At 34.4% G+C, this 11822-nt stretch carries 10 protein-coding genes and 1 tRNA gene; 7 read left to right on the top strand and 4 right to left on the bottom strand.

The genetic code is table 11. The features are described from left to right. A partial coding sequence (locus tag Q0Q96_RS11080) for a site-2 protease family protein (protein ID WP_293875350.1) occupies window positions 1-508 on the bottom strand: 508 nt, incomplete at its 3' end. A gap of 78 nt (window positions 509-586) precedes the next feature. After that, a complete protein-coding gene (locus tag Q0Q96_RS11075; protein ID WP_293875348.1) occupies window positions 587-2509 on the bottom strand; it encodes a M1 family aminopeptidase in 1923 nt (640 codons plus the stop codon). A 178-nt stretch (window positions 2510-2687) separates the two neighbouring features. On the opposite strand from Q0Q96_RS11075, the gene serS reads away from it, so the two are divergent. The 5 genes from serS (at window position 2688) to mgtE (ending at window position 8386) form a co-directional block, all read left to right on the top strand. After that, complete coding sequence (serS, locus tag Q0Q96_RS11070; protein ID WP_293875346.1) at window positions 2688-3959, top strand: serine--tRNA ligase; 1272 nt, start codon at window positions 2688-2690, stop codon at window positions 3957-3959. 77 nt (window positions 3960-4036) lie between these two features. Beyond that, window positions 4037-5815 (top strand): tetratricopeptide repeat protein, encoded by a 1779-nt coding sequence (locus tag Q0Q96_RS11065; RefSeq protein WP_293875344.1) that lies wholly within the window; start codon window positions 4037-4039, stop codon window positions 5813-5815. A gap of 25 nt (window positions 5816-5840) precedes the next feature. Next, a complete protein-coding gene (locus tag Q0Q96_RS11060; RefSeq protein WP_293875342.1) occupies window positions 5841-6152 on the top strand; it encodes a DUF4286 family protein in 312 nt (103 codons plus the stop codon). 70 nt (window positions 6153-6222) lie between these two features. Next, window positions 6223-7002 carry a 16S rRNA (adenine(1518)-N(6)/adenine(1519)-N(6))-dimethyltransferase RsmA gene (gene rsmA / locus Q0Q96_RS11055; RefSeq protein ID WP_293875340.1) on the top strand — a complete coding sequence of 260 codons (780 nt, stop codon included), beginning with the start codon at window positions 6223-6225 and terminating at the stop codon, window positions 7000-7002. After that, window positions 6992-8386 carry a magnesium transporter gene (mgtE, locus tag Q0Q96_RS11050; RefSeq protein ID WP_293875338.1) on the top strand — a complete coding sequence of 465 codons (1395 nt, stop codon included), beginning with the start codon at window positions 6992-6994 and terminating at the stop codon, window positions 8384-8386. The genes rsmA and mgtE overlap by 11 nt, the downstream gene beginning before the upstream one ends. Before the next feature lie 167 nt (window positions 8387-8553). Here the strand turns inward: mgtE and Q0Q96_RS11045 are convergent, their stop codons facing one another. Together Q0Q96_RS11045 and Q0Q96_RS11040 are read right to left on the bottom strand one after the other, a co-directional pair. Beyond that, window positions 8554-9627 (bottom strand): glycosyl hydrolase 53 family protein, encoded by a 1074-nt coding sequence (locus Q0Q96_RS11045; RefSeq protein WP_293875336.1) that lies wholly within the window; start codon window positions 9625-9627, stop codon window positions 8554-8556. Between the two features lie 146 nt (window positions 9628-9773). Then, window positions 9774-9853 (bottom strand) — tRNA-Leu (locus tag Q0Q96_RS11040). 276 nt (window positions 9854-10129) lie between these two features. On the opposite strand from Q0Q96_RS11040, the gene Q0Q96_RS11035 reads away from it, so the two are divergent. Then, complete coding sequence (locus Q0Q96_RS11035) at window positions 10130-11071, top strand: ribose-phosphate pyrophosphokinase (RefSeq protein WP_293875334.1); 942 nt, start codon at window positions 10130-10132, stop codon at window positions 11069-11071. Window positions 11072-11153: 82 nt separating this feature from the next. After that, window positions 11154-11759: a 50S ribosomal protein L25/general stress protein Ctc gene (locus Q0Q96_RS11030; RefSeq protein WP_293875332.1), complete on the top strand. Its 606-nt coding sequence runs from the start codon at window positions 11154-11156 to the stop codon at window positions 11757-11759. Window positions 11760-11822 lie beyond the last annotated feature (63 nt).

Below are 11822 nucleotides of genomic sequence, written 5' to 3'. Positions count from 1 at the left end.
GTTCTACTTTTTCTCCATCAATAGATACTAATTTATCACCTGTTTTTAAGCCGGCTTTCTCTACTACTGGATTTGTTATCCAAATACCGTCTTTAACTTCGCTATTGGCAATATATTGTTCGCCATAAAAGAATGTCATCCCGATATAAATAATAAATGCCAGAATAAAATTCACAGTAACACCACCCAGCATAATAATTAATCGCTGCCAGGCTGGTTTTGAACGGAATTCCCAAGGTTGTGGCTCTTTTGCCAACTGCTCGGTATCCATACTTTCGTCAATCATTCCAGCTATTTTTACATAGCCTCCAAGGGGCAGCCAACCGATACCATATTCGGTTTCACCGATTTTCTTTTTTAGTAACGAATATTTGACGTCAAAAAACAAATAGAACTTTTCTACTCGTGTTTTAAATAATTTGGCAGGAATAAAATGCCCTAATTCGTGAAGTATTATTAATATTGATAAACTCAATAAAAATTGAGATAGTTTGATTGCAATTTCCATTTTGTATTGTATCGATTTCTTTTAAACGCACAAAAGTAAGGTTTCCACCTTACGCTCACACATATTATTTGATTAAGATTATTTTTTTATGAATTTTTTATGATACATCCCATCCGCAGTTTGGATGTCAATGTAATGAACACCTATGGGCAAAGCTGCTGTAGAAAAGTCTAAACTAGAATTTTCCATAACTTTCTGACCCATATTGTTGTAAACAATTACCTTTTGCAATGTTGTAGTGGTTGGTATTTGAATGTGCAAAACATCTGAACTCGGATTAGGGTATATCGAAACTAATTTGTCATAATCAAATACTTGATTCCCCAACGTAACCGTCGAAGAAGCACCAGCAATAAGGTGTCGTTGTGGATCAAACGTTACACCTGCAACCAGAAAAGGAACACTTGTTATAATTTGTTCTCCGTTAAAAGTATTGTTCAATACAATATCTGCCTGTTGCCCAAGTGCTCCGTAAATCCGAACGGGTACAGGCATTTTAAAATAAGAAACCGAAGGATCTGACTGTGTTTGAGTTATTACAAATTTAGCTTGTCCCAATCCCCAGTTTTGTGCCGTGATGGTATACGTTGGATAACCTTGATTGTAAATCCAATTGTTAAGAAATTCAGTTAAACTTTGTCCAGAAACGGCTTCTAAATGAGCTTTCAAATTGGGAGTTACCGCATATTTGTATGCCAAATTTTGGTCTGCCAAATAATTTTTTAACCCTTGAAAGAAAGCAGCATCTCCCAGTTTAAACCGAAGCATTTCCAGTACCATTGCTCCTTTATTGTAGCTAAATTGACTACTGAAAATTCTGTCTACACTTGTAGCTTGCGCATCCGTCAAATAAACATTTCCATTGGGAGTAGAGGTAATATAATCGATCATATTTTGTTTTTCAGTGACAAAAGCATCAATACCATCAAAATTTTCTATAACCAAAGTAGCCAAATAAGTAGCAAAACCCTCGTTTAACCAAATGTCGTTCCAAGTTCCGCAAGTAACTTTATCACCAAACCATTGATGCGCCATCTCATGCGCAATCAATTGCCGGTCAAAACCTACCATAAACGAAACCGTAGTATGTTCCATTCCGCCACCCCAACCAAACTGCGCATGACCATATTTTTCATTGTGAAAAGGATACACTTCAAACAACGATTCATACAAATTCAAAATAAGCGGCGTTTGATCTAATTGCGGCTGAACCGCCGCTAAATTTTCGGGATAAATATAATTTACAATGGGGTAAGTATTGGGCGAAGTTCCGGCAGTTTGATTGTAAACACTGTAGTTAGTACAAGCAATAGCTACTAGATAAGCAGGTATCGGATAACCATGATGAAAATGAGTCGTTTTATTCGCTCCTGAAATTACTGGCGCAGTAGTTTCTACACCGTTTGACACACTTATGTACTGTGATGGTGCTGTGATGTAGACATCAATGCTGTTTATTTTGTCATTCAAATCTTGTTTGCATGGCCACCAATCTCGAGCACCAAATGGTTCGGAAAGTGTCCAAATAACGGGGCTACCATTATGGGTTGTTTGCACAAACGAATCAAAACCATTATTAGGCGGCACACCAGAATAATTAATTTCGATAGTTGCCGAGGTGCCAGCTGCCTGTGTGGCTGGTAAGGTAATAATCAACTCATTATTTGTGTTTTCTACAAAAGTCAAATTTGCACTTCCTTTTTTTACAGAACTTACCGTCAACGGATTTGCAAAATCAAACGTTATAGTATTCATGTTTGACAAAGCGGTGTAAGTTGTAGTGACTTTTCCTGAAATAAACTTTACATTAGGATTTATTGTAAATTCCAACTTATGATAGGTTATATCATAATTGGCAGTGTTAGGATTGACTTGAAAATTTAATAATCCAGAAGCCGATTTCAGTTCTGCTTGAGCAATGGTATTTGTTTTGTTAAAATTGTTTTGAGCAAAAACAAAAGAAATACAAAAAAAAAGAAATAAAGTGTAGGCGTTTTTCATAGTATTTTGCATAATTTTTGCGAATATAATAATTCTTGAAGTAAGCTTGTCCCAAAAAAATTATAAATTATAATTCTAGTCCACTGATTTTAATTTGTTTTAAAAAAGTAAGTTTTTTGGTAACCCAAAGGTTTTATCAAACATTTCATTAAATTTGCGCTCTTATATACAAAACGCCATGTTACAAATAAGTTACATCAGAGAAAATAAAGAAAAAGTTATCAAGGCTTTGTCAAAAAAACATATCGATTCTAAAACTATTGTTGAGCAGGCAATTCAATTAGACGAAAGCAGAAGAAATACTCAAGTAGCTCTAGATACTGTTTTGGCTGAAGCCAATAAATTAGCGGCAGCTATTGGCGATTTGATGAAAAATGGTGAAAAAGCAAAGGCAGAAATCCTAAAATTAAAATCGGTACAACTGAAAGAAAGCAGCAAAGAATTTTCAGAAAAACTAGAATCATTTGTAGCAGCATTACAACAAAAAATGTATTTGTTGCCCAATATCCCTGCGGAGATTGTTCCTGAAGGGAAAACACCCGAAGAAAATGTAAATGTTTTTGAAGAAGGAGCTATTCCCGTTTTGCACGAAGGATCGCAACCTCATTGGGAATTAGTAAAAAAATATGACATTATCGATTTTGAATTAGGTGTCAAAATTACTGGTGCAGGTTTTCCTGTATACAAGGGCAAAGGAGCTAAATTACAGCGCGCTTTAATTTCTTATTTTTTAGATAAAAATACCGAAGCAGGTTATCAGGAAATTCAAGTACCACATTTGGTCAATGAAGCCTCGGCATATGGAACAGGACAATTGCCCGATAAAGAAGGACAAATGTATCACGTGGGGATTGATGATTTATATTTGATACCAACGGCTGAAGTTCCGGTGACCAATATTTTTCGTGATGTGATTTTACAGGAAAGCGAATTGCCAATTTTATGCACAGGTTACACACCTTGTTTCCGTCGCGAAGCAGGATCGTATGGCGCACACGTTCGAGGCTTAAATCGTTTACATCAGTTTGATAAAGTAGAAATCGTTCGTATAGAACATCCTGACAACTCTTACCAAGCGCTTGACGGCATGGTCGAACATGTAAAAAACATTATGCGCGAATTAAAATTACCTTTTCGTATTTTAAGGCTTTGTGGTGGCGACATGAGTTTTGCGTCAGCATTGACTTATGATTTTGAAGTATTTTCAATAGCTCAAGACAGATGGTTAGAAATATCATCTGTTTCTAATTTTGAAACTTTTCAGTCCAATCGTTTAAAATTGCGTTATAAAGGTAAAGACGGCAAAATGCATTTGGCACACACTTTAAACGGAAGTTCATTAGCATTACCAAGAGTTTTAGCTGGCATTTTAGAAAACTATCAAACACCAGAAGGCATCTTAATTCCTGAAGTGTTGCGAAAGTACACAGGATTTGATATCATCAACTAAAAAGTTAATCTTTTTTAAACATTGCACTAATTGGACACAAAAAGGGGTACTTTAGTGCATTGTTTTTTATAAAAATCATGAAAAATTTTTTTAGACTTTCATTCTTATTGTTGAGTTTTTTATTAAGTGCTCAAAATGAGCAGTTGGCAAATAATTATTTTGACCGAGGCGAATTTGAAAAAGCTTTGACAAGCTATGAAGACTTGCTAAAATCACAAGAAGGGAATTCTAATTATTTTCAAAGAGTAATCGAATGCTATCAGCAGCTACAGCAATTAGATAAAGCTCAAAAAGCATTAGAAGATAGATTAGACAAGTACAAACAAGGTACTAATTTGGTAGAACTTGGATATAATTATCAACTTCAAAAAAACCAAGATAAAGCAAATAAGTACTATAATCAAGCAATTGATAAAATCAAGAAAAACGCTAATGAAGTATACGGAATTGCCTATGTTTTTGAAAAAAAATCTTTGGTTGATTATGCCTTACTAGCATATAAAACCGCAATTGGAATTGAGCCTAAAATGAATTTCAATTTTCAAATGGCCGTTTTGTATGGTCAACAAGGCAATAAAGATTTGATGATAGATACCTTTTTGGACGAAGCTTATAAAAACCCGCAAAACCTTCCAATTGTTCAAAATCAATTGTCGCGGTTTATGACCGAGTATGTAGATGTAAATTTTAATGAATCTCTAAAAAAAGCACTGCTTGTAAGAGCACAAAAAACCCAAGATATTTTTTGGAATGATTTTTTGAGCTGGCTTTTTGTTCAGCAAAAAGAATATGGCAAAGCCTTTATTCAACAAAAAGCTATTTATAAAAGAAATCCCGAATCATTTGCCAATATTGTGAATTTAGGACAAATGGCAATTGAAGACAATGATCAAGTTTCCGCTGAAGATATTTTGACTTTTGTTTTAGATAACACTAAAGATTTGGAGCTGTTAATTAGAGCACATTCGTATCTTTTAGACATGAAAATTAATCATGCTCTTGAAAAAGATTACCCCGTAATCAAAACAGAAATAAATGGTTTGATAAAAGAATTCGGGGAGAGTCCTTATACACTTTCGCTATTAAAATTGCAAGCCAATTTTGAAGCTTTTCATTTAAAAAATCCTGAAAAAGCCAAAGACATTTTAAAAAATGCTATGGAAATGCCTTTGAATAATTATCAATTGGCCGAGGTAAAAATGCAACTAGCCGATATATTATTATTTGAAGAAAAATTTAATCAAGCCTTAATTTATTATTCGCAAATTAATGAGGACATGAGCGGTGATGTAATCGGTCAGGAAGCGAGTCTTAAAACAGCCAAAACAAGTTATTACAAAACCGATTTTGAATGGGCTTCACATCAATTAAAAGTATTGAAATCGGCTTCATCGCAATTGATAGCCAATGATGCTTTGGATTTATTTTTATTGATAAGCGACAACACCGTTGGGGATTCTTTGCAAGTGGCATTGAAAAAATTTGCGCATGCGGATTTTCTTTTATTTCAAAACAAAAAGCAAGAAGCATTGTCACAATTTCAAGCCATTTTAAAAGACAACAAAGGTGATGCTATCGAAGCGGTAACCTTATTGCGTATAGGCAAGATTTATGAAAAAATGGGCGATTTTACAAATGCATTAGCAAACTATAATGCCATAATTACCCAGCAAAAAGAAAGCATTTATATTGACGAAGCTCTTTATTTTTCAGCCGAAATTTATAACACGCAATTAAACGATACCGAAAAAGCAAAACCGCTTTATGAAGAAATGATTTTCAAACATGAAGACAGCATTTATTATGTAGATTCACGAAATAAATACCGAAAAATTCGAGGAGACACAAATCTCTAATTTCTAAATTTTCAAATTCAGCAAAATGATACTCTACAACGTCACTACCAATATTCATCAAACTATTCATGATCAATGGATGCAGTGGATGCAAGAAAAGCATATTAAAGACGTGCTTGCTACAGGAAAATTTACTTCGGCACGAATGGTAAAAGTTTTGATAGAAGAAGAAATGGGAGGAACAACCTATTCTATTCAATATACTACAGATAGTAAAGAAACGCTACAAAAATATTATGAAGAAGATGCGCCAAGACTTCGTGAGGAAGGATTGCGATTGTTTGGAGACAAAATGCTCGCTTTTCGAACAGAATTGGAGTTGATTAGCGACCATTAAAAAAAATACAGTTTTTGGTTTATAGTTGACTGATTACAAACCCCGAATTACAAACCCAGAAGCCAAAACCATGAACCAAGTAAAAGCCAAAAAACACCTCGGACAACATTTTTTAACCGATGAAACTATTGCTTCAACTATTGCTGACTCATTAAGTTATGAAGGTTACGACAATGTTTTGGAAATTGGTCCAGGAATGGGAGTTTTGACCAAATATCTCCTAGAAAAATCTATCACAACATACGTTATTGAAATCGATAAGGATTCGGTGTCCTATTTAGATACACATTACCCAAAACTGCAAGGTAAAATTATTTCAAAAGATTTTTTGAAATTCAACATCAACGAGGTTTTTAATGGAAAACCTTTTGCGATTATTGGCAATTTCCCTTATAATATTTCAACCCAAATTGTATTTCGATGTTTAGAATTACGCGAACAAGTCCCCGAATTTTCGGGCATGTTCCAAAAAGAAGTGGCCGAAAGAATTTGTTCCAAAAAAGGCAGTAAAGTTTACGGAATTTTATCGGTTTTAGTACAAGCTTTTTATGAAGCAGAATATTTATTTACAGTGAATCCGGAGGTTTTTAATCCGCCACCGAAAATAAAATCGGGCGTTTTGCGTTTGCGTAGAAAAGTTGATTTTCATTTGCCTTGTAGCGAAAAAATGTTTTTCAGTGTTGTAAAAACAGGGTTTCAACAGCGTCGTAAAACCTTAAGAAACAGTTTAAAATCATTTGGTTTATCAGATAATTTAAAAGAAGATACTATCTTTGACCTCAGACCAGAGCAGCTCTCTGTAGAACAATTCATTGAGCTTACTCAAAAAATAGAAGCCAATGCAGTTTAAAATCAGCAAAGAACTTTTAGAGCAAATTGAAGAACTTATTCATAATAAAAACGATCTACAGATTGAAATATTATTGAATGATTTTCATCATGCTGATATTGCTGAAATCCTTGAGGGTTTAGACTTTAATGAAGCTTCCTATATTTTCAAACTTCTTGATAGTGAAAAAACAGCTGAAATTTTATTAGAAATAGATGAAAATCTTCGAGATAAAATTTTAAGCAAATTATCCCCAAAAGAAATAGCAGAAGAATTAGACGAGTTAGAAACTAATGATGCTGCTGATATTATTGCAGAACTATCCAAATCCAGAAAACAAGAAGTAATATCAGAGCTTGAAGATGTTGAACATGCGAAGGATATTGTTGATTTGTTGCGTTATGATGAAGATACTGCCGGTGGAATCATGCACAAAGAGTTAGTTAAAGTAAATGAAAACTGGAACGTTCTCACTTGTGTAAAAGAAATGCGAATTCAAGCAGCTAATATCTCTAGAGTACATTCGATTTATGTAGTAGATGATGAAAACAGATTGCTGGGGCGTTTGTCGCTAAAAGATTTATTGACAACTTCTACCAAGACACCAATTAGTGAAGTTTATATCAGAAAATTAAACTTTGTAAAAGTCGATGATGAAGATGTAGAAGTAGCTCGCATCATGCAAAAATACGATTTGGAAGCGATACCTGTGGTAGATGAATTAGGAAGGCTTGTAGGTAGAGTAACTATTGATGATATTTTAGATGTAATTGAACAACGAGATACAGAAGATATTCAAAAATTTGGGGGGACTGAAGGTTTGGATTTATCGTATACCAAAACAACACTTTTTGAATTGGTTCGAAAACGAGCTACATGGTTAATCATTCTTTTTTTAGGAGAAATGTTAACCGCTTCGGCGATGGGTTATTACGATGTTGAAATTTCTAAAGCTATCGTTTTAGCTTTATTTGTTCCTTTAATTATCTCGAGTGGCGGAAATTCAGGTTCTCAAGCAGCATCTCTAATTATTCGTGCCATGGCACTTAAGGAATTGCAATTGTCTGATTGGTGGTATGTAATGAAAAAAGAGATTTTTTCAGGGCTTTTACTGGGTTCATTTCTCGGAATCATCGGGTTTATACGAATCATGGTTTGGCAAAAAACGGGCATTTATGATTACGGTATTTACTGGGTTTGGATTGCAATGAGCGTTTCCTGTTCCTTGGTTGCAATAGTATTGTGGGGAACATTAACGGGTTCTTTAATTCCTTTTATTTTACGAAGAATAGGTTTAGATCCCGCTACTGCATCGGCTCCGTTTGTTGCAACTTTAGTTGATGTAACAGGACTAATAATTTACTTTTCTATTTCGGCACTATTTCTTTCTGGGAAATTGTTATAGTTCTAACTAGTCCTAAATAATCTGTCTCGTTATTTCTTCACAAAAACAAAATTAATCCAGTCATTGCTACAGGGTCATTTATTATTACAACTAATAATGTTTTTGGTATAATGATTTACTTTTCAATTGCTAAATTGATTCATGGACTTTAAGACTTTACAAAATTATTATTCTGAAAAAACTGCTATAGCTGGTAATACTTTGTTGTTAAAATCCCAAAGTGACTGATTTTCCCATGGTGAACCATTTGTTGATTGAGTACCTCTAAACGCTACCCATTCAGTACCCCAATAACAAAATCCAAACCCCATTTGTGTTTCTTTTATCTTTGATTTTAAAGCAAGTAAATAGGCTTTTTGTCCAAGAGGAGTAGCGCTATACAACGGTATGATTTGATCGTTTGAACCTAAAACATTTGCAGTCAAATCCTCAAAATTTAGCGTAAATGGATAAGCGGTTTCGGCAATAATAACTTTTTTATTATATGCTTGCCCCAATGTGTTGATAATTGATTTAACTTCTTCAAGGTTTTTACCGTGCCAAATAGGATAATATGATAATCCAATATAATCATAATCGATAGCCGCAACTTTGTTGAAAAACAAACTTGCATCATTGCCGATGCCTGCATAATGAAGCAATATTTTTGTGTTTGGCGATTGTGATCTAATTGTATTACTTGCAGCTGAAAGTAGTGCTAAAAAATCGGTTTCATTAGAACTTAAATCTGCTCTTGGCCACATAAAACCATTATTTATTTCATTGCCAATTTGAATAATATCAGGTTTAATTTGATTTACTACAGTTGAAGTGTAATTAATAAAAGCAACCTTAAAATCACTATAGGATAGACTTGCCCATTCCGCTGGAATTGTTTGTGCACTGGGATCTGCCCAAGTATCTGAATAATGAACACACAACCACACTTTCATACCAGCGCTCCTTACGCGTTGTGCTAACAATTTCACCTCATTTATAGTTGAAAGGTTTTGTGGAGAATTTTTCCAAAGTCTAATTCTAATCGTATTACAGCCTGCATTTTTGAGGGTAATTAATGCATCTTCGATTTGATTATTTGCATTATAATATTTTGTTCCTTCGCCTTCAATCAAAGGTAAAAAAGACATATCCGCTCCCTTAATAAAAAGTTCTTGACTTGATTCAATAGGTACAGAATTTTCCTTTGAACAGGAAATGAAAACAAATAATACTAGACAACAAAATACTACTCTCTTTATCATATTTCAAAGTTAAACAAATTTCACAGAAAATCTAAAACAAAAAAGCCTCTCATTTATGGAGAGGTTTTTAAAGTATCCGGAACGGGATTAAATAAAAAAGTTTGACTTCAGCCCATAAAAAAACTCTTCTATTGAAGAGCTTTTTGTACCCGGAGCCGGAGTCGAACCGGCACGGTTTCCCACAGGTGTTTGAGACCAGCGCGTCTACCAATTCCGCCATCCGGGCAGTAATGAATGACTTTCCTTTTGTCTAATTTTTAGAAAAATTAATTAAAGTTATCGCCATCTGGGCTTGACAGACAAAACCAACAACAGTTGGCTTATCGCAAAAAATAAACAACATAGGCACTGCTTATCTTAAAACACGTAGCAAATGTAAAAAATAAAATAACATTTTCTAAAAAAATACTCTAAAATATCCTTTCAGAGTTGGATTTAATTTCTAAATTTGCACCTCGGTAAAACGAAGCACAACTAACTAACTACAAAACAACAAATTACAATGTCGCAATTTGAACCAGAAGCAAAGATATTTGCATGTTCGCAAAGCGTCAATCTTGCGGAACAAATAGCCAAAAACTATGGTGTTCCGCTGGGTAAAGTTACGTTCTCAAAATTTAGTGATGGTGAATTTCAACCTTCTTTTGAAGAATCAATAAGAGGATTACGTGTTTTTATTGTTTGCTCCACATTTCCTAGTGCCGACAATTTAATGGAACTTTTGTTAATGATTGATGCTGCAAAAAGAGCATCGGCCAGACACATTACTCCCGTAATTCCATATTTTGGTTATGCAAGACAGGACAGAAAAGACAAACCAAGAGTTCCGATTGGAGCAAAACTGATAGCAAAATTATTGGAAACTGCGGGAGCTACCAGAATTATGACGATGGATTTACACGCCGATCAAATTCAGGGGTTTTTCGAAATGCCGGTCGATCATTTATTTGCATCGACTATTTTTTTGCCCTATGTTAAGAGCCTCCAGTTAGACAATTTAACAATCGCATCGCCAGATATGGGTGGTTCAAAAAGAGCGTATGCTTATTCTAAATTTTTAGAATCGGATGTTGTAATTTGCTACAAACAAAGAAAAGCTGCTAATACAATTGACACCATGGAATTGATTGGTGAAGTGAAAGGGCGAAACGTAATTCTGGTTGATGACATGGTTGATACTGGAGGAACATTGGCCAAAGCGGCTGATTTAATGATTGAAAAAGGAGCATTGAGCGTGAGAGCAATTTGTACGCATGCGATACTTTCGGGTGATGCTTATGAAAAATTAGAGAAATCTAAATTATTGGAATTAATTGTTACCGATTCAATTCCGTTAAAAAGAGAATCAAATAAAATAAGAGTGGTGAGTTGTGCGCCTCTTTTTGCAGAAGTAATGAATATGGTTCAGCACAACAATTCCATCAGCGGGAAATTCCTGATGTAAAAGTTGAGAGTTTCCAGTTGAGAGAAAACAACTGACGACTAACAACCAACAACTAATTTTTTATTAACTATATATTTTTACAATGAAATCGATTACAATTAAAGGATCACAAAGAGAAAGCGTAGGCAAAGTTGCAACTAAAGCGGTACGTAATGCTGGAATGGTTCCTTGCGTTATTTACGGAGGAAGTCAACCAGTACATTTTGCAGCAGAAGAAAAAGCATTCAAAAGCTTGGTTTACACTCCAAACGCACACACAGTTGTGATAGATTTGGATGGGAAAACTACCAATGCTATTTTGCAAGACATTCAATTTCATCCAGTTTCAGACAGAATTAATCATATTGATTTTTTCCAATTGAGTGATGATAAGGAGATAATCATGGAAGTGCCAGTAAAAGTAACAGGAACTTCTCCTGGGGTACTTTTAGGTGGTGTTTTGAATTTAAATCAACGTAGATTAAAAGTCAAAGCATTACCAAAAAACTTGCCTGATTTTATTGAAGCCAACATTGATGAATTACAAATGGGTAACAAATTATATGTTACAAAATTAGAAGCAAAAAACTTCAAATTAATGCATCCAGACAATACTGTTGTTGCACAAGTTAAGATTTCACGTGCGGCTATGAAAGCTGCGCAAGAAGCGGCAAAAGCAGAAAAAGGTGGAGCAAAAAAGAAAAAATAATTAATTCTTTTTTTTATTACCTAAAAACATCAGTTCGCGCTGGTGTTTTTTTTTGAAATTAAT

Source organism: Flavobacterium sp. (genome assembly GCF_025352015.1).
GTDB lineage: Bacteria > Bacteroidota > Bacteroidia > Flavobacteriales > Flavobacteriaceae > Flavobacterium.
Note: the sequence above shows the minus strand (reverse complement) of the source record. Positions and strands in the feature narration are given on the sequence as shown.

What these genes read in the sequence shown, in the direction of transcription:
- Q0Q96_RS11075 (WP_293875348.1), bottom strand. Translation starts at nt 2,509, where the DNA reads ATGAAAAACGCCTACACTTTATTTCTTTTTTTTTGTATTTCTTTTGTT.
- serS (WP_293875346.1), top strand. Translation starts at nt 2,688, where the DNA reads ATGTTACAAATAAGTTACATCAGAGAAAATAAAGAAAAAGTTATCAAG.
- Q0Q96_RS11065 (WP_293875344.1), top strand. Translation starts at nt 4,037, where the DNA reads ATGAAAAATTTTTTTAGACTTTCATTCTTATTGTTGAGTTTTTTATTA.
- Q0Q96_RS11060 (WP_293875342.1), top strand. Translation starts at nt 5,841, where the DNA reads ATGATACTCTACAACGTCACTACCAATATTCATCAAACTATTCATGAT.
- rsmA (WP_293875340.1), top strand. Translation starts at nt 6,223, where the DNA reads ATGAACCAAGTAAAAGCCAAAAAACACCTCGGACAACATTTTTTAACC.
- mgtE (WP_293875338.1), top strand. Translation starts at nt 6,992, where the DNA reads ATGCAGTTTAAAATCAGCAAAGAACTTTTAGAGCAAATTGAAGAACTT.
- Q0Q96_RS11045 (WP_293875336.1), bottom strand. Translation starts at nt 9,627, where the DNA reads ATGATAAAGAGAGTAGTATTTTGTTGTCTAGTATTATTTGTTTTCATT.
- Q0Q96_RS11035 (WP_293875334.1), top strand. Translation starts at nt 10,130, where the DNA reads ATGTCGCAATTTGAACCAGAAGCAAAGATATTTGCATGTTCGCAAAGC.
- Q0Q96_RS11030 (WP_293875332.1), top strand. Translation starts at nt 11,154, where the DNA reads ATGAAATCGATTACAATTAAAGGATCACAAAGAGAAAGCGTAGGCAAA.